Raw genomic sequence first — 18,250 nt, forward strand, 5'->3', positions numbered from 1 at the left:
GCCGGGTCAGTTGGAGGCGATGCCGAGCCCGCCGGCGCCGCCGTGGAACTGGGTGCCCTGGGCGAAGGTGGTGTCGAGGCGCGCCTGCAGGGCGTCGAGCTCGCCGAAGTTGGCCTGGTGGGCGTGCTCGCTGCCCTCGGCGGCGAAGACGTGGTCGTCGACCTCGGCGCTGTGGCTGTAGTTGGTGAAGTCGGTCGCCTCGTAGTGCACCCCGCCCGGCTGGCTGAACTCGACGTGGTGGCCCTGCGCGAAGTTGGTCGACTCCGCCGCGTGGTGGTCCTGTTCGTAGACGCCGAACTGGTTGTTGTAGTCGGCCTCGGAGCCCTGGGCCTGGTGGAGCTGGTTGAGGGCGTCGTGCTCCTGGCCGGCCTCGTAGTGGCCGTAGTCCACGTCGTGGCCGCCGTCGTAGCCGCCGGTGTCGATGTCGCTCATGTCGTTTCCCCCTGGTCCTGGGCTGTGCTGCCGTTGACGAGAACATTAGGCGACCGCGGCGGGCGGTTGAATCCCCGAAACGTGCCAGCGCCGGAGCCTACTCGTTCTTCTCCTCGCGCCGGCGCAGCTCCTCCTCGCGGCGGCGCAGGTCGGACTCCCACTTGGAGAACATCTCCTCGTCGGCGCGGCGGTTGCGGGCCAGCTCGCGCAGGAAGTCGGGGTCGTCATCCGGGGCCACCTGCCGGCGGCTCGGGCGCTGGTCCTCCGGGAAACCGCTGCCGGGGCGCCATTGCGAACCGGCGCCGGTGCCGGCGCGGGCCTGCTGGGGCCGGCCGGCCACGAACCAGGCGATCCAGCCCACCGGCGAGAACAGCAGGATGATGAAGACCCAGGCGACCTTCGGCAGGTTGCGCACCTGGTGCTCGTCCGTCGACAGACAGTCGATCAGCGCGACCACGAGAACAACAAGGTCGATCAGGAACAGCAGTCCGTAGAGGCGAATCACGCGGGACATCATGCCGCAACCGGCGCCCGCTGTCCGCCCCGCGACCGGTTTGACATGAGCGTGCCCGTGACCAACCTTGGCCTGGCCGCGCGGATCACCGGCACGTGCCGTCTGACCAGGACGCGACCTTGCGGCACATATCCGTCAGCTTCACCGCGGCCACCGCAGGTATGAACCCAGTCCGGCATCACCACCTCACAGGACGCAGCCTTGGGCGCCAGACAGCGGCCGCGTCAGCGGTCTGTTTCGCACTCCCTCGGTGCGGCCAGGCAGGGCCAGTCAGGGCAAGGCGCAATGAGCGATATCGACACCGGCGGCCAGGAGGACAACACTGTCAACCGGGACGACGCGGCGGAGGCTGGCACCGCGCGACCTCGGCTCGTCGCCTCACCTGCCACGATGCCCATCCACCTAGGACACTCGGCGGACGGGCCGGAAAAAAGCGAGGAGCGTTGGCCGATGCCATATCGCAGGAGGGGCTGAACCTCTGCGGGCATCGGCCAACGCTCGCTTCGCCGGGGCAAGGCGGTACCCCTGCTACGTCGGGCGGCCGTGACTCAGCGACTCAACAGCTGGAGGCGAAGCCGAGCAGCGCGATCGAGTTGCACGAGACGTTGATCGGGGCCTGCACCGTGAGCGACGACTGGTTGCCGTTGCCGATGCCGGCGTTGTAGCCCGTGGTCCAGCCGCCGTTGCCGTTGGACGCCATCGCGCCGCCGTTGCCACGCGAGTTGGCGCCGGCGCTGTTGTACTTCTTGTACTTCTTGTGCTTCTGGTTGGCCGCGTAGCCGTTGGCGTTGCCGTTGCCGTTGGAGCCGCTGCCGTTGTAGGCGTATGCGCCGCCGTCGCAGTTCGCGCTGGCGAAGCCGAGGATCGCGAGCGAGTTGCCGCAGATGTTCACCGGCGTCTGGATGGTGGTGGAGCTCTGGTTGCCGTTGAAGAGTCCAACGTTGGGCCCGCTGTTCCATGAGTCGGCGTGCGCGGCGGTGCCGGTGAGCGCGAGGCCACCCATTGCCAGCGCGGCCACCTGCACCGACCGGATGAGCCAGCGTTTCATGATGACGACCTTTCGACGAGTGATCGACGGGGAACGTCCCGTCGCGCCCTCCACCTAACCCGAAATGCGAGCTTCGGACGGATAATTTGCGAAATTCTGTCACGCAATGCACCCGTGCGGTGACATAAAGTAGTCTCGACGAAGCCGCGGCGGCGAGGGCGATGCCGTCACGATTTGCGGGCGCGGCGCCTCAGGAGGTATCGGATCAGGAAGAACAGCGCGATGGCGGCCACCGCGCCGGCCGCGGGGATCCGGAAGCGCCGCAGGACGTCGAGGTGGTTCCCCGCGACGGCGCCCACCGTGACCCACAGCGCGGTCCAGAGCACCGCGCCGATGCCGTCGCGGATCGCGTAGCGCAGCCACGGCAGTGCGGTGGCGCCCGCGATCAGGCCGTTGGTCTGGCGCAGCCCGTCGATGAACCGGGCGACCACGATGATGTTGATCCCGCGGGTGGCGACGAAGCGCTCGGCACGCGCGAGGCGCGGCTCGGTCAGGCCGACCCGCCGCCCGTAGCGCAGGATGACGGGGCGCCCCGCGCGGCGCCCGAGCAGGTACCCGAGATTGTCCCCGGCGACCGCGGCCAGGAACGTGATCGCGACGACCGCGGGCAGCCAGAGTTTGCCGTGCGCGGCGAGCGCCGAGGCCGCGACGACCACGCTGACCGCGGGGGTCGGGATGCCCACGCCCTCGAGCAGCACGAGTAACGCCAGCGCCGGGTAGCCGTATCGCTCGAAGTGCTCCATCGACCAAGATCCTGCCATGGGTACCATGGAAGGCAATGGCCAACTGGTATGAATCGCACGTCGACCGGCAGATCCGGGAGGCCCAGGAGCGGGGCGAGTTCGACAACCTGCCCGGCGCCGGCCGGCCGCTGCCCGACCACGGCGAGTTGTACGACGACGACTGGTGGGTCAAGGATCTCGCGCGCCGCGAACGTTTGCCCGGCGGCATTCCGCCCACCCTGCGGCTGCGCCGCGAGGTCGAGGACCTCCCGGAGGCGCTGGCGAAGTTCAAGACCGAGGATTCGGTACGCCGCACCGTCGCCGACCTCAACATCCGCATCGAGCGGGCGAAGCGCGGCCTGATCGAGGGCCCGCCGACGATCCTGCGACCACTGGCCCCCGAGGAGATCGTCGCCGCCTGGCGCCGCGCCCGGTGACACCGCCCGGCACGAGCACTGATGCCCGTACGGCCCGGGATTGACAGCGGCGTGTGAGGACACTTACCTTTCCAGAACTGTTAGTCAGTCTTCCTATTAGTTGGAGGCAACCGTGGTCCGCGGTAGGTCCTCCAAGCCGCTCAAGGCCCTCAACATCGTGCAGGGCGTGACACCGACAGGAGTCAAGGGTTGAAAATCGCGGTCGTCGGGGGCGGGTCCACCTACACCCCGGAGCTCATCGACGGGTTCGCTCGGCTGGCGCCGTTCGCGACCGAGATCGTGCTGCTGGACCCCGCGGCGGACCGGCTGTCCCTCGTGGGCTCGTTCGCGCAGCGGATCCTGGCCAACCACGGCTCGCCGGCCAAGCTGCGCTGGACCTCCGACGTCGACGACGCGCTCGCCGGGGCCTCCACGGTGGTCATCCAGCTGCGCGTCGGCGGCCAGCGGGCCCGGATCAGCGACGAGACGTTCCCGCTGGCCTGCGACTGCGTCGGCCAGGAGACGACCGGCGCGGGCGGCTTCGCCAAGGCGCTGCGCACCGTGCCCGTCGTGCTCGACATCGCCCGCCGCGCCGACCCGGGCGCGTGGATCGTCAACTTCACCAACCCGGTCGGCATCGTCACCCGCGCGCTGCTCGACGACGGCCACCGCGCCGCCGGCCTGTGCAACGTGGCGATCGGGTTCCAGCGCCGGTGGGCCGCGGCCCTGGGCGTCGAGCCGTCCGCCGTCACCCTCGACCACGTCGGACTCAACCATCTCACCTGGGAGCGGGCGGCCTACGTCGACGGCGTCGACCGCCTGCCGCACCTGATCGAGCAGGGCCTGGCCGACCTCGCCGCCGGCGTGCAGATCCCGGCCGAGGTGATCACCGCCCTGGCCTGCGTGCCCTCGTACTACCTCCGCTACTTCTACTGCCACGACGAGGTCGTCGCCGAGGAGCGCGGCCGGCCCACCCGCGGCGAGCGGGTCGCCGAGCTCGAGGAGCAGCTCCTGCGCATGTACGCCGATCCCGCGCTCACCGAGAAGCCCGCGCTGCTCGGCGAGCGCGGCGGCGCCTTCTACTCCGAGGCCGCCGTCGGCCTGATCGCCTCCCTGCACCACGACGACGGCGGCGTCCACGCGGTCAACGTGCGCAACCGCGGCTTCCTGCCGTTCCTGTCCGACGACGCCGTCATCGAGGCCACCTGCCGCGTCGGCGCCGACGGCGCCCACCCGCTGCCCGCGCCCCCGCTGCGCCCCGAGCTCGCGGGCCTGGTCGCCGGCGTGTCGGCCTACGAGGAGCTCGCCGTGGACGCCGCGCTGCACGGCGGCCGCGACCGCGTGTACCGCGCCCTGCTGGCCCACCCCCTCGTGGCCCAGCACGACAAGGCCACCAGGCTGACCGACGGCCTCCTGGCGGCCAACCGCGACCACCTGGCCTGGCTGTCGTGACGGCACGGCTCTACGCCGCGGCGGACGGTGGCAACTCGAAGACCGACGTCGTGCTCGGCGACTCCGACGGCCGCGTCCTGGCCCGGGTCACCGGCCCGACCACGTCCCCGCACGTGCTCGGCCTGCCCGGCGCCGTCGCGCAGCTGGCCACCCTCATCGCCCAGGCCCGCGCCGCGGCCGCCGTACCGCCGGACATCGAGCTGTCCCAGCTGTCCGTCTATGTGGCCGGCGCCGACCTGCCGATCGAGGTCGAGCGCCTCAACGCCGCGGTGGCCGGCCTCGCGCTCGCCACCGCATGCACCGTCGACAACGACCTGTTCGCCCTCCTGCGTGCCGGCACCTCGACCCCCGACGCCGTCGGCGTGGTGTGCGGCGCCGGCATCAACGCCGTGGGCCGCCGCCGCGACGGCGCGACGTCCCGCTTCCCGGCCCTGGGCCAGCTGTCCGGCGACTGGGGCGGCGGCCAGCTCCTCGCCGCCCTGGCGCTGTACCACGCCTGCCGCGCCGAGGACGGCCGTGGCCCGGCCACCGCCCTCGCCGAGGCGGTGCGCGAGCATTTCGCCCTGCCCACCGTCGAGGCCGTGAGCATCGCCCTGCACCTGGGCGACCTGCCGCAGTCCCGGCTGGACGAGCTGTGCGAGCCGCTGTTCGAGGTGGCCGCCGCGGGCGACGCCGTGGCAGGTCGCGTCGTTCGCCGCCTGACCGACGAGATCGAGGCCCTCATCCGCGTGTCGGCGTCGAGGCTGGACCTGCTGGCGGCACCGTACACGGTGGTCCTCGGCGGGGGCGTCCTGACCGCACGGCACCCCCAGTTGCACGAGGGCCTCCTGTCCCGCATCGCGGCCCTGTCACCCCGGGCGACGGTCACGGTGCTGTCCACGCCCCCGGTGGCGGGCGCGGCGCTGCTCGCCCTGGACGCCCTGCACGGCGGCACCTGCCCGCCGGAGGTGGAGGCCGCCGTCCGCGCCGCCTGGTGACCGCTCGCGGACGCCCCCGACGTCGGTGCTGGTCAGGAAGCCGCGCTCGATGCCGATAAGGCGAACGACGCCGGCGAGTGCTGTGAGGTGAGTCTCAAAGCTGGCCGATCGGTCAGTAACTGACCGATCGGCCAGTCATGCTGTCACCCGGCCTGACCGATCGGACAGGGCAGTCGGCGGGCGGACTCGACTGGGCGGAGGTGCATCGTGGGGCGCAGCAACACCCGCGAGGAGATTCTGACCTCGGCGACGCGTCTGTTCGCGGCCGCCGGCTACAAGGGGACCTCGCTGCACGACATCGCGGTCGACGTCGGGTGCTCGAAGGCGGCCCTGCTGTACCACTTCGACAGCAAAGAGGCGATCCTGACGCAGCTGTGCGCGCCGGCGATCGCCGAGCTCGAGCAGCTCCAGGACCGGCTCGAAGTCCTGGAGCCCGCACCGGCGCGCACCGCGGCGATCGAGGGGTTCGTCGATCTGTCGATGCGGTACCGCAAGGAGATCCAGGTCATCTACGGCGACCTGCCGGGACTGCTGCAGCGGCCGGCCTTTCAGCGGGTACACCTGCTGACCCAGCGCCTCTGCGAGATCCTCACCGGGCCGTCCGGCACTCCGGTGTCGGCCGTCGCGGCCAAGCTCGTGCTGGCCGGCATCCCGGCGATCGCGTTCGCCGCGGACCAGGGCATGCACTGCTACCCCGACGAAGAACTGCGCGCCGCGCTGATCGAGGCGGCGACGCGAGCACTGGCACCGCTCACCTGAACTCGTTAGGACACAAACGTCATGGCTACTGTGCTCTACCGGCTCGGCCGGGCCTCGTTCCGGCACCGATGGTTGGTGCTGGTCCTGTGGATCGTGGCGCTCGGCGCGCTCGGCGGCGCGGCCGCCGTGTTCAAGGGCCCGACTTCCAGCAACTTCACCATGCCGGGCACGGAGTCGCAGCGCGCGATCGACGCGCTCAAGCGGCAGTTCCCGGAGGCCAGCGGGTCCACCGGCACGATCGTGATCGCCGCGCCGGAGGGCGGGAACCTGACCTCCGACGCGAACAAGGCGGCGGTGATGGGCCTGGTCGGGGAGGCCAACAAGCTGCCCGGCGTCGTCGGGGCGCTGGACCCCTACACCACGATGGCGCTGTCGCCGGACATGCGGTACGCGCTGGTCACGGTGCAGTTCGCCGACCGCACGGACAAGGTCACCAAGGACCAGCGGGCCGCGTACGAGGGCACGGGGGCCGCGGCCGAGCAGGCCGGGCTGCGGGTCGAGCACGGCGGCGAGGTGATGAACCACGAGCCCGAGGTCGGCAGCAAGGAGGGCATCGGCGTGGCCATCGCGCTGGTGGTGCTGCTGGTGACGTTCGGCTCGCTGGTCGCGGCCGGCATGACGATGCTCAACGCGCTGCTGGGCGTCGGCGCCGGGATGGCCGGCCTGTACGCGCTGTCCGGCGTCGTCCACCTGACCAGCACCGCGCCGGTGCTGGCGCTGATGCTCGGCCTCGCCGTCGGCATCGACTACTCGCTGTTCATCTCGTCCCGGCACCGGCAGAACCTGGTGGAGGGGCTCGAGCCGGAGGAGGCGGCGGGTCGCGCCGTCGGCACGGCCGGGTCGGCGGTCGTGTTCGCCGGCGCCACCGTCGTCATCGCGCTGGCCGGCCTCGCCGTGGTGAACATCCCGTTCCTGACGGTGATGGGCCTGGCCGCGGCGGGCACGGTCGCCGTGGCGGTACTGGTGGCGATCACCCTGCAGCCGGCGCTGCTGGCCTTCGCCGGGCAGCGGATCCTGTCGCGCAAGCAGCGCCGGGCGGTCGACGAGGGCGCGGCGCACCACACGGAGAACTTCGGGTTCCGCTGGGCGCGGTGGATGATCCGCCTGCGGGTGCCGGTGATCCTGGTCGGCGTGCTCGGCCTGGCCGCGCTGGCGATCCCCGCCGCGCACATGCGCATCGCGCTGCCGAGCGCCAGCGCCGGCCCGGCGGACACACCGGCCCGCAAGGCCGCGGACCTCATCGACCAGGGCTTCGGCCCGGGCTTCAACGGCCGGCTGGCGCTGGTGGTGTCCAGCGACTCGCCCGACGTGACCAAGGCGAAGGCCGGCGAGGCCGTGCAGCAGTTGCAGGGTACCGAGAACCTGCTGGCCGCGGCCCCGCCGAACTTCAGCCGGGACGGCAAGACCGCGCTGGTCGCACTGATCCCGAAGACCGGCCCGACGGACGCGGCCACCGAGGACCTGGTCCACGCGCTTCGCGCCAAGCTGCGGGCGATCGGCGGGGCCGACTTCTCGGTGACCGGCCAGACGGCCGTCGGCATCGACGTGTCGGAGAAGCTGTCCGATGCGATGCCGGAGTACCTGCTGCTGGTCGTCGGCCTCTCGGTGCTGCTGCTGATGCTCGTCTTCCGCTCGATCCTGGTGCCGCTGAAGGCCGCCGCCGGCTTCCTGCTGACGGTCGGCGCGACGTTCGGCATCACGGTGCTGGTGTTCCAGGACGGGCACCTCGGGTCGCTGATCGGCCTCGATCAGCCCGGCCCGCTGGTGAGCTTCCTGCCGATCCTGCTCATCGGCATCCTGTTCGGCCTGGCCATGGACTACGAGGTGTTCCTGGTGTCGCGGATGCGCGAGGACTTCGTGCACGGCGACACGCCGCGGCAGGCCACGATCAACGGCATGGGCCACGGGGCCCGGGTGGTGACCGCGGCCGCGTTCATCATGACCGCGGTGTTCGCGGGCTTCGTCCTGGTCGAGGACCCGGTGATCAAGTCGATGGGCTTCGCCCTGGCCATCGGCGTGGCGATCGACGCCTTCATCGTGCGCATGACGATCGTGCCGGCGGTGGTCTCGCTGCTCGGCCGCGCCGCGTGGTGGCTGCCGCGCTGGCTCGACCGGCTGCTGCCCAACGTCGACATCGAGGGCGAGCGGCTGCGCGAGCACCTGGCGCAGGAGCCGAAGCCCGAGCCCGCACACGTCTAAATCGCAAAATATCCGACAAGTCCGGCGCGTCAGCGCCGGACTTGTCGGCGTCAGGGCGAGCCGGGCGCGCGGGCGCCGGGCTTAGTGGAGACTTAACGGGCCTGGACAAGAACAGTTAACAAACCTAATAATGGCGACCACCGTCGATGGAGGTCGCCCCATGAAGCGCGTCGCGCTCGTCCTCGGCGCCGCTACCCTGCTGGTCACGGGCTTGTTCGTGGCCACCAACGCGTATGCGGCCAACCTGCTGTCCAATCCCGGCTTCGAGAGCGGCTCACTGTCGGGCTGGTCGTGCACCGGCAGCGGCTCGGGGGTGGTCACGTCGCCCGTGCACTCCGGGTCCTACGCCCTCAACGGCAACGCCACCGCCTCCGACACCGCCCAGTGCACGCAGACGGTCACCGTCCAGCCGAACACGGCGTACACCCTCTCCGGCTGGGTCCGGGGCAACTACGTCTACCTCGGGATCACCGGCGGCGCGTCCACCTGGACCCCGTCCGCGAGCACCTACACGAAACTCAGCGTGCCGTTCACCACCACCGCCGGCCAGACGTCGGTCCAGGTCTTCCTGCACGGCTGGTACGGACAGGGCGCCTACAACGCCGACGACATCGCCCTCGACGGCCCCGGTACGCCGCCGAGCAGCCCCCCGTCGTCGTCGGCCACCCCGAGCACGTCACCCTCCCCGTCGAAGTCGCCGTCGGCGTCGCCGAGCCCCAGCACGAGCACGACCACGAGCCAGCCGCCGGTGACGGGCCTGCCCAAGCACGCCCTGATCGGGTACCTGCACGCGAGCTTCGCCAACGGATCCGGCTACGTGCGCATGGCCGACGTGCCGGCCGACTGGGACGTCATCGACCTCGCGTTCGGCGAGCCGACCAGCGTCACCTCCGGCGACATCCGCTTCAACCGGTGCCCGGTGGCGGAGTGCCCGAACGTCGAGTCCGACGCGGAGTTCCTCGCCGCGATCAAGGCCAAGCAGGCCCAGGGCAAGAAGGTGCTGATCTCGATCGGCGGCCAGAACGGGCAGGTCCAGCTGACCACGACCGCCGCCCGCGACAAGTTCGTCTCCTCGGTCAGCGCGATCATCGACCGATGGGGCCTCGACGGCCTCGACATCGACTTCGAGGGCCACTCGCTGTACCTCAACGCCGGCGACAGCGACTTCCGCAACCCCACCACGCCGGTCGTCGTCAATCTGATCTCCGCGCTGAAGTCCCTGAAGGCGAAGTACGGCACCAAGTTCGTGCTCACGATGGCGCCCGAGACGTTCTTCGTGCAGCTTGGCTACCAGTTCTACGGCGGCACGAGCGCCGGCGACAACCGGGCCGGCTCCTACCTGCCGGTCATCCACGCGCTGCGCGACTCGCTGACGATCCTGCACGTGCAGGACTACAACTCGGGCCCGATCTGGGGCCTGGACAACCAGTACCACACCATGGGCGGCGCGGACTTCCACATCGCCATGACCGACATGCTCAAGGCCGGGTTCCCGGTCGCCAACACCGGCCAGACCTTCCCGGGCCTGCGCCCCGACCAGATCGCGATCGGCGTGCCGGCCGCGGTGAGCGCCGGCAACGGCCACGTGGCCCCGGCGGTCGTGCAGAGCGCGGTGAGATGCCTGACCGCCGGCACCGGGTGCGGTGGATACACCCTGCGCGGCGGCACCTCGCCGGCGCTGCGCGGCCTCATGACCTGGTCGATCAACTGGGACCGGTACTACAACTGGGAGTTCATGAACGCCAACAAGCCGTTCCTCAACTCGTTGCCGTAGGTTTCAACGGGTGAGCGCACTTGACTTGGTGAGTAGCTGGCCCGTGCAGACCGCAGCGGTGGCGGTCGTGGACGCCAAGGGTGTCCGCGACCGCCACGGCCCGGACACCGCCCTGCCGTGGGCGTCGGTCACGAAGCTGCTCACGGCCCTGACCGTCCTCGTCGCGGTGGACCGGGGTGACGTACTGCTGGACGAACCGGCGGGCCCGGACGGCGCCACGGTGCGCCATCTGCTGGCCCACACCTCCGGCGTCGCGTTCGACGAGGACTCGATCCTGGCCGCCCCCGGCCGCAAGCGCATCTACTCCAACCGCGGCTTCGAGCTGCTCGCCGAGTTCGTCCTGACCCGCACCGGCGGCACGTTCGCCGAGCTGATGACCGAGTCGGTGCTGCGCCCGCTCGGCATGGGCGGCACCCGCCTGCCGGGCTCCCCCGCCGCCGGCGCCGTCGGCCCGGTCTCCGACCTGGCGCTGCTGGGCCAGGAGTTGCTCGACCCGTCGCTGGCGCCCGACCTCATGCCGGCCGCGACGACGGTGCAGTACCCGGGCGTCTCCGGCGTCCTGCCCGGCTTCGGCCGGCAGGACCCGAACGACTGGGGCCTGGGCTTCGAGCTGCGTGACGGCAAGCACCCGCACTGGACCGGCTCCCGCAACAGCCCGCGCACGTTCGGCCACTTCGGCAGGACCGGCACGTTCCTGTGGGTCGACCCGGACGCGGGCTTGGCGCTGGCCTGCCTGACCGACCGCGACTTCGGCGAGTGGGCGGCCGAGGTGTGGCCGGCCCTGTCGGACGCGGTGCTGGCCGAGCACACGGGCTAGCACACATCCATTGGGCCTCAATGATCACGGAGTGAAACAGTACAAGGAGCAGCACGTTCACTCCGTGACCATGAAGAACCCCGGTTCGTGTATCAGTACCAGCCGGCCGTCGACCAGCCGCCCGCCGACCAGTAGTGCCCGGACCAGTAGTGACCCGACCAGTAGTGCCCGGTCCAGTACTGCTCGGACCACGCCGGGTCGCTCCACGAGCCGGTGCCGGTCCACGGGGTGCCGCTCCACGTCGCCGCGGACCACGTCCGCGACGTGTAGGGCGGGACCCACCGCTGGTTGTCCTGCTCGAGGCAGTCCCAGACCTGCAGCTGGACGGCGTTGGCCCTGTTCCAGTCGGTCACGTCGAGGCACTTGTTCGAGCCCGCGTTGATCAGCTGGCGGGAGGCGGTGACCCGCCACCGCTGCGCCTGCGTGCCGTTGCAGTCGTACAGCTGGACCTTCGTGCCGTTCGCCGTGCCGGCAGCGGTCACGTCCATGCACTTGCCCAGGGCGCGCACCGTGCCGTCGGACTGCAGGGACCAGTACTGCGCCGGGGTGTTGTTGCAGTCGTACAGCTGGATCGGCGTGCCGTTGGCGTTCAACCGGTTCATCACGTCGACGCACTTGCCGGCGAAGCCGGAGATCTGCCCCGTGCCGCCGTCGCCGCCCGCGCCGGTCCAGGTGTCGCCGGCCATGCGGTAGCCCATCCAGACCCCGCCGTTCCACGACGTCTTCTGCGCGGCCAGGCTCGCCCACGTGGCGCTGTTGAACGGGCCGAAGATGGTGCGCTCCCCGGTGAGCGCCACATTGCCGACCGTCAGGTTGTTGCCGCCGCGGGCGGTCTCCAGCGAGCCGGTGCCGGTGCCCTTGGCGAACGCCTGCGTCGCCGACGGGGTGGCCAGCGCCGCCGACGCGGCGACGTTGAGCACCTTCAGGCCCTTGCCGGCGGACGCGCCGGCCGTGAGCGTGGTGCCACCGGCCACGAGCAGCGACTTGACCTGGTCGGGCGTGAGGCCCGGCCGCTGCTGCAGCAGCAGCGCCACCGCCGATGACACCACCGCGGCCGCCTGGGACGTGCCCGAGCCCTTGAAGCCGGTGGCGCCGACCCGCGCGTTGGGATACCGCGTGTCGACGTACGAGTTGACGTCGCGCAGCGACACGATCGACGTGCCCGGCGCCAGCAGGTCCGGCTTGCGTGACGTCGAGCCGTTGGTGAACGGCGCGATGTCGTCGTCGGCGGTGGACACCGTCTGGTTCGTGGTCGACGCGCCGACGGCCACGACGAACGGGTCCATCGCCGGGTTCGTCAGCGCGCTCGTGGCGCCGCCGTCGTTGCCGGCCGCGATGACGACCACGATGCCGGCCTGCCACGCCTGCTCGACGGCGAACATCAGCGGGTCGACCCTCGACGGGGACATGCCCGCCGTGCCGTACGACAGGTTGAGCACCCGGATCGGGTTGGCCGGGTCGTAGTTGCGGTTGGCCACGACCCAGTCGATCGCGGCGATCATCTGCGACACGTCGGCGGCCCCGGTGGCGGTGCCGACCTTCACCGACGTGACCTTCGCCTTCGGCGCGAGGCCGACGGTGCCGGACGCGGTGTCGGTGCCGACCATGATCCCCGCCATGTGGGTGCCGTGGCCGTACGTGTCGAGGTAGCGCAGCTGGCTGGACTGCGACTCGAACGAAAGGTCCGGACCGTTGACGACCTGGCCGGCGGGCAGCCCGGCGACCGGTGCGATGCCGGTGTCGATCAGCGCGATGCCGACCCCCTGGCCGGTCAGCGACGCGACCGTGCCCGTGTCGGCCCGCACGATCGAACGGACGCTCTTGACCGTCGTGCCCGCGCCCGCCGGCCACTCGTCGGCCAGGAAGCCGGCCCCCGCGCCTGCGCGCACCGCCGGGACGCCGGCCGGGTCGCCGCCACTCGCGGCCACGGCGGCGCCGGGCGGGCCGCCCGTGCCGAGCAGTCCGAGCGACACCGCCGCGGCCACCGTGCCCGCCGCCCGCCGGCGCCATCGCCGGCCCGCTGTCGGTTTCCTCATCAACATCTCCCCATCCATGGAGCACGGAACGCACTCACTGCATGCATCCGAGACACCACGATGCGGCGTTATTGACGCAAAGTCACTGGCCCGTGACGACTTCGCGCCGAACGCCCGACAGGATTTCTCCGCCGCTGTCGTACGGTCGGCGCCCGCGCCCAGCGAACGGCCGACGCCCTCGCCAAGCCGGTCACCAGGCCCGTCACCAGGCCCAGGCCTCCGGCCCCGGCCCGCCGTTGCCGACCGGCGGGAACATCTCGTCCAGCCGGGCCGAGGCGGCATCGTCGAGCGGCGTCTCCAGCGCCTCGAGGGCCAGGTCGAGCTGCTGCGGGTTGCGTGGCCCGACGATCGGCGCGGTCACACCGGGCCGCGACAGCAGCCAGGCGAGGGCCACCGCGGCCGGGTGCCGGCCGAGATCGGCGCAGAACCCCTCGTACACCTCCAGGACCTCCCGATGCTGCTCCACCCGCGCGGCGGCGTGGGACGTGGTCCGCCCGGCGGCACCCTCCCGGTGCTTGCGCAGCGCGCCGGAGAGCACCCCCTGCGCCAGCGGCGACCAGGGCAGCAGCCCGATCCCGAGCGCCCGCGCCGCCGGCACCACCTCGAGCTCCACGTGCCGGGTGAGCAGGCTGTACTTGAGCTGCTCCGAGACCAGCCCGAGTGAGCGGCGCCGCCTGGCCGCGGCGTTCGCGGCCACCAGGTGCCAGCCGGCGAAGTTGGAGCTCCCGACGTACAACACCTTGCCCTGCGCCACGAGCAGGTCCATCGCCTGCCAGATCTCCTCCCACGGCGTGGCCCGGTCGACGTGGTGCATCTGGTACAGGTCGATGCGGTCGGTGCCGAGCCGGCGCAGCGACGCCTCGCACGCCGCGACGATGTGCCGCGCGGACAACCCCCGGTCGTTCGGCCCGTCGCCCATCGGCTGGTACACCTTCGTCGCGAGCACCACCTCGTCGCGCCGCCCGGTCCGGGCGAACCACGTGCCGATGTACGTCTCGCTGGTGCCCTCGTAGTCGCGCGCCCCGTACATGTCGGCGGTGTCCACGAAGTTGATGCCGTCGGCGAGCCCCCGATCGAGGATCGCGTGGCTGTCGGCCTCGCCGAGCTGCCATCCGAAGTTCATCGTCCCCAGGCACAACCGGCTCACCGTGAGGCCCGTGCGCCCCAGTTTCGTGTACTGCATGTGCCGCACGCTATGGGCCCGCCCGGCCTGGGCCGAAGCCGTTCGACCGTGCTCGAATGGAACGCGTGAAGCGCCTCGAGCTGACCCCCGGCGACCTGCTGCGCCTGCACTTCGCCCACTCCCCCATGGCCGAGGTCGTCACCAGCGCCCTCGCCCTGCGGGCCAGCTCCTGGGAGCACGCCCGCTGGCGCGCCGGCGTCCGCCCGGAGGTCAACGGCCTGGACCTCTTCTGGCGCGTGCTGCACACCCCGACGGGCGCGATCCCCGACTTCCTGACACCGGTACCGCAGACCGCCCGCCCCACCCTCGAGGCCGAGCTCGCCGCGATCGCCGCGACCCCGCCGGACCAGGTGGCCGGGGAGCTGGCGAACGCCGGGGTCGACTGCCCCGACCCGGCGGCGCTGCTGCCCCCGCTCGTCGCGCAGATCCGGCGGTACTTCGCGATCGCCCTCGCCGGCCTCTGGCCGCGGCTGCGCGCCGCCGCCGACGCCGACATCGCCCACCGCACCGCCTCGGCGGCGTTCCCCGGCCCGGGCACCCTGCTGGCCGGCCTGCACCCGCGGCTGCGCTGGGACCCGGACGAGCTGCGGCTGGACTACCTCAAGGACACCGAGCACCCGCCGTGGTCCCTGGACGGCCACCCGCTGCTGCTCCTGCCGACCGCGTTCACCGGCCGGCACGCCTGGGTCATGGACTCCCCGGCAGGCCGGGCACTGTGGTATCCGCCGCGCGCCCTGGGCGCCCTGTTCGCCGCGGCCCCGCCCCCGCCCGAGCCGCTGGCCGCCCTGCTGGGCGCGTCGCGGGCCGCGGTCCTGACCCTGCTGGCCACGCCGTCGAGCACCGGCGATGTGGCCGAGCGCCTGGGCCTGGCCCCGGCGACGGCGTCACATCACCTGACGGCGCTGCGCGACGCCGGCCTGATCGTCGCCGCGCGGTCGGGCCGCCGCCTCAACTACCGCCGCACCGACCTCGGCGACCGCCTGACCGCCCTCGGCTGAGACCCGGCCCGCGCAGCGGCATGCGACGCGCGTTGCGGTGTCTCTAGCTTCCTAGGAGGCTAGGTCACGAGCTCCCACAGGCGAACGCCGAACGAGGGTGGAACCGCCGCGAGCGCCGAAGCGCAGACCGGGAGCGGGCCCGCGGGAGTCAGTAGTCGGCCAGGCGGCGCAGGGCCTCCTCGACCAGCGGGCCCAGCGGCACCGGCGGGTCCGCGTGCAGCCAGCGTTGCGTCGCCACGGCGCAGGCCGCCGCCACCGCGCCGCCGATCACGTCCGGCAACAGGTCGTCCGGTCCGGTGCCGAGCCGATTGGCGATGGCCGCCGACAGCGCGTCCTGCATCGCCGCGCGGACCCGCAGATACTCGCCCTGCATCGCCGGCGTCGCGAGGACCATCCGCAGCCCCTCGAACCACACCCGGTCCGGCACGTGCTCGGGCGCCGCGCCGCCGGAGAGCTCCGTCAGCATCGTGGCCGTGATGGCCTCGCGCAGCGGCTCGCCCGGCGGCCTGGCCCGCAGCGCCGCGCCGGCCCGCTGGGCGCGGTCGACCGCCAGGGCGCAGATCGCCTCCGCCTTGCTCGAGAAGTAGTTGTTGAACGTCCGCGGCGACACGCCCACCTCGGCCGCGATGTCCTCAACGAGCACGCCGTCGAAGCCGCGCTCCACGGTCAGTCGCAGCGCCGCGAGGGCCAGCGCCCGCCGGGTCGCCTGCTTCTTGCGCTCGCGCAGACCCGGCTCCATGCCTCCAGCGTAACAAAACGTGCGCAACCCGTAAGCTTTCAGATCACGCAAGAAAAACGGTGGCTCGCCGGCGCGGGTGGGCGAACCGGCCGCCGTTCGGTCAAACTGATGCGATGGCGGAAACGATCATTCACGACGATGCGTACCTGTGGCTGGAAGACGTCGAGGGTGAGCGGGCGCTGTCCTGGGTCCGCGAGCGCAACGCGGAGTCGGTCGCGGCGCTGACCGGCAATGATCGCTTCACCGGGATGTATGAGGGCATCCGGGCCGTCCTCGACGCCGACGACCGCATCCCGATGGTCGCGTGGCACGGCGAGCGGGTGTACAACCTGTGGAAGGACGCCGGCCACCCGCGCGGGTTGTGGCGGCGCACCACCCTCGAGGACTACCGCCGCGACGAGCCCGCCTGGCAGACCGTGCTCGACCTCGACGCGCTGGCCGCCGCCGAGGGCGAGAACTGGGTGTGGCAGGGCGTGACCTTCCTGCGCACCGGCCCACTCGGCGGCGAGCACCGCTGCCTGCTCTCGCTGTCGCGGGGCGGCGCCGACGCGTCCGTGGTGCGCGAGTTCGACCTCGACGCGCTGGAGTTCGTCGCGGACGGCTTCCGGCTGGCCGAGGCGAAGAGCGACGTGAGCTGGATCGACGCCGATCGCATCTTCGTCGGCACCGACACCGGCCCCGGATCGATGACCTCCTCCGGCTACCCGAGGCAGGTGCGGGTCTGGCGGCGCGGAACCGCGCTCGCCGACGCGCCGGTCGTGTTCGAAGGCAGTGCCGACGACGTGTCGGTGCGGGCCTCGATCGACCCGTCCGCCGACGGCCGCCGCGCGGTCCTGCGGCAGTCGACCGACTTCTTTCACGCCCGCCGATACCTGCTCACCGGCGAGGCGCTGACCGAGCTCACCGAGCTCGACGTGCCGCACGACGCCAGCGTGGACGTGCACCGCGAGTGGCTGCTCGTGCGGGTCCGCACCGACTGGCACACCGGTGACGCGACCCACCCGGCCGGCACGCTGCTCATCGCCCGGCTGGCGGACTACCTGGCCGGCTCGCGCGAGCTCACCGTGCTGTTCACCCCCGACCCGCACACGTCGCTGAGCTTCGCCGACTGGACCCGCACCGGCCTGATCCTGGTGCTGCTGTGCGACGTGCGGTCCCGCCTGGAGCTGCTGTCGTACTCCGGCGGCGAGTGGCACAGGACCGTCCTGGGCAGCGAGCTCGGCCAGACCGACGTGTGGGACACCAACGCCGACACCGACGACCAGTATCTGCTGCTGTCCAGCGGGTTCACGCTCCCGCCGACGCTGCGCCACGGCGTGCTCGGCGGGGACGCGCCGGCGATCCTCAAGCAGGGCCCCGCGTACTTCCCCGCCGAGGGCATCGAGACCCGGCAGTTCTTCGCCACGTCCGCGGACGGCACCCAGGTGCCGTACTTCGTCGTGGGCCGCCCCGACGCGGTCCCGGGCCCGACGCTGCTGTCCGGGTACGGCGGCTTCGAGGTCTCGCGCGTCCCGGCGTACAACTCGATCATCGGCCTCGGCTGGCTCGCCCGCGGCGGGACCTACGTGGTGGCCAACATCCGCGGCGGCGGGGAGTACGGCCCGGCGTGGCACCGCTCGGCGCTGCGGGAGAACCGGCCGCGCGCCTACGAGGACTTCGCCGCCGTCGCCGCGGACCTGGTCGAGCGCGGCATCACCACCCGCGAGCGGCTGGGCATCGAGGGCGGCTCCAACGGCGGCCTGCTCATGGGCGTCATGCTGACCCGTTACCCGGAGCTGTTCGGCGCGATCGTCTGCGCGGTGCCGCTGCTGGACATGAAGCGGTATCACCTGCTGCTGGCCGGCGCGTCGTGGATGGCCGAGTACGGCGACCCCGACAGCCCGGACGACTGGGCGTACCTGTCGCTGTTCTCGCCGTACCAGAACGTGCGCGACGGCGTGCCGTACCCGCCGACGCTCGTCACCACCTCGACCCGCGACGACCGGGTGCACCCCGGCCACGCCCGCAAGATGGTCGCGCTGCTGCGCGAGCGCGGCAAGGACGTCACGTACTACGAGAACATCGAAGGCGGCCACGGCGGCGCCGCGGACAACGCCCAGCTGGCCTACAAGTGGGCGCTGGCCTTCGAGTTCCTGTGGCGGACGCTGGGCGCCGCGTCAGGCGACCGTTAGCGCCTGTTTCATG

Annotated in this window: 16 protein-coding genes; 9 read left to right on the forward strand and 7 right to left on the reverse strand. The window is 71.8% G+C overall.

The window, feature by feature from the left end; all coding sequences use genetic code 11:
• Positions 1–6: 6 nt before the first annotated feature.
• The 4 genes from ABT297_RS35470 to ABT297_RS35485 form a co-directional block, all read right to left on the reverse strand.
• Positions 7–432, reverse strand: coding sequence for a hypothetical protein (locus ABT297_RS35470; protein WP_350556861.1), 426 nt, complete (start codon positions 430–432; stop codon positions 7–9).
• A gap of 97 nt (positions 433–529) precedes the next feature.
• Entirely contained in the window at positions 530–946 is a 417-nt protein-coding gene (locus ABT297_RS35475; protein WP_502885698.1) for a PLD nuclease N-terminal domain-containing protein, read from the reverse strand.
• Positions 947–1,502: 556 nt separating this feature from the next.
• On the reverse strand, positions 1,503–1,994 hold the full coding sequence (locus ABT297_RS35480) for a chaplin family protein (RefSeq protein ID WP_350556863.1): 492 nt from the start codon (positions 1,992–1,994) through the stop codon (positions 1,503–1,505).
• 167 nt (positions 1,995–2,161) lie between these two features.
• A complete protein-coding gene (locus ABT297_RS35485) occupies positions 2,162–2,755 on the reverse strand; it encodes a DedA family protein (RefSeq protein WP_350556864.1) in 594 nt (197 codons plus the stop codon).
• A 17-nt stretch (positions 2,756–2,772) separates the two neighbouring features.
• Here ABT297_RS35485 and ABT297_RS35490 point away from each other — a divergent pair, with 17 nt between their 5' ends.
• The 7 genes from ABT297_RS35490 (at position 2,773) to ABT297_RS35520 (ending at position 11,110) form a co-directional block, all read left to right on the forward strand.
• A complete protein-coding gene (locus ABT297_RS35490) occupies positions 2,773–3,153 on the forward strand; it encodes a DnaJ family domain-containing protein (RefSeq protein WP_350556865.1) in 381 nt (126 codons plus the stop codon).
• Between the two features lie 189 nt (positions 3,154–3,342).
• Positions 3,343–4,584 (forward strand): 6-phospho-beta-glucosidase, encoded by a 1,242-nt coding sequence (locus ABT297_RS35495; RefSeq protein WP_350556866.1) that lies wholly within the window; start codon positions 3,343–3,345, stop codon positions 4,582–4,584.
• Positions 4,581–5,561 (forward strand): N-acetylglucosamine kinase, encoded by a 981-nt coding sequence (locus tag ABT297_RS35500; RefSeq protein WP_350556867.1) that lies wholly within the window; start codon positions 4,581–4,583, stop codon positions 5,559–5,561. The genes ABT297_RS35495 and ABT297_RS35500 overlap by 4 nt, the downstream gene beginning before the upstream one ends.
• A gap of 207 nt (positions 5,562–5,768) precedes the next feature.
• On the forward strand, positions 5,769–6,320 hold the full coding sequence (locus ABT297_RS35505) for a TetR/AcrR family transcriptional regulator (protein WP_350556868.1): 552 nt from the start codon (positions 5,769–5,771) through the stop codon (positions 6,318–6,320).
• A 21-nt stretch (positions 6,321–6,341) separates the two neighbouring features.
• On the forward strand, positions 6,342–8,519 hold the full coding sequence (locus ABT297_RS35510; RefSeq protein WP_350556869.1) for an MMPL family transporter: 2,178 nt from the start codon (positions 6,342–6,344) through the stop codon (positions 8,517–8,519).
• Positions 8,520–8,679: 160 nt separating this feature from the next.
• Positions 8,680–10,293 (forward strand): chitinase, encoded by a 1,614-nt coding sequence (locus tag ABT297_RS35515; protein WP_350556870.1) that lies wholly within the window; start codon positions 8,680–8,682, stop codon positions 10,291–10,293.
• Between the two features lie 10 nt (positions 10,294–10,303).
• Complete coding sequence (locus tag ABT297_RS35520) at positions 10,304–11,110, forward strand: serine hydrolase domain-containing protein (RefSeq protein WP_350556871.1); 807 nt, start codon at positions 10,304–10,306, stop codon at positions 11,108–11,110.
• Between the two features lie 92 nt (positions 11,111–11,202).
• Here ABT297_RS35520 and ABT297_RS35525 read toward each other — a convergent pair whose 3' ends face one another.
• Both ABT297_RS35525 and ABT297_RS35530 read right to left on the reverse strand, forming a co-directional pair.
• Positions 11,203–13,146, reverse strand: coding sequence for a S8 family serine peptidase (locus tag ABT297_RS35525; protein WP_350556872.1), 1,944 nt, complete (start codon positions 13,144–13,146; stop codon positions 11,203–11,205).
• A 202-nt stretch (positions 13,147–13,348) separates the two neighbouring features.
• The gene (locus ABT297_RS35530; RefSeq protein WP_350556873.1) at positions 13,349–14,329 is read right to left on the reverse strand and encodes an aldo/keto reductase; all 981 of its coding nucleotides are present in this window, start codon (positions 14,327–14,329) and stop codon (positions 13,349–13,351) included.
• Between the two features lie 56 nt (positions 14,330–14,385).
• Here ABT297_RS35530 and ABT297_RS35535 point away from each other — a divergent pair, with 56 nt between their 5' ends.
• Positions 14,386–15,327, forward strand: coding sequence for an ArsR/SmtB family transcription factor (locus tag ABT297_RS35535; RefSeq protein ID WP_350556874.1), 942 nt, complete (start codon positions 14,386–14,388; stop codon positions 15,325–15,327).
• A 148-nt stretch (positions 15,328–15,475) separates the two neighbouring features.
• On the opposite strand, the gene ABT297_RS35540 is transcribed toward ABT297_RS35535, so the two are convergent.
• Positions 15,476–16,066: an acyl-CoA-like ligand-binding transcription factor gene (locus tag ABT297_RS35540; protein ID WP_350556875.1), complete on the reverse strand. Its 591-nt coding sequence runs from the start codon at positions 16,064–16,066 to the stop codon at positions 15,476–15,478.
• Positions 16,067–16,179: 113 nt separating this feature from the next.
• On the opposite strand from ABT297_RS35540, the gene ABT297_RS35545 reads away from it, so the two are divergent.
• Positions 16,180–18,237, forward strand: coding sequence for a prolyl oligopeptidase family serine peptidase (locus tag ABT297_RS35545; protein WP_350556876.1), 2,058 nt, complete (start codon positions 16,180–16,182; stop codon positions 18,235–18,237).
• Positions 18,238–18,250 lie beyond the last annotated feature (13 nt).

The sequence above is a fragment of the Dactylosporangium sp. NPDC000555 genome, from assembly GCF_040300025.1.
In the GTDB taxonomy this organism is placed as follows: Bacteria; Actinomycetota; Actinomycetes; order Mycobacteriales; family Micromonosporaceae; genus Dactylosporangium.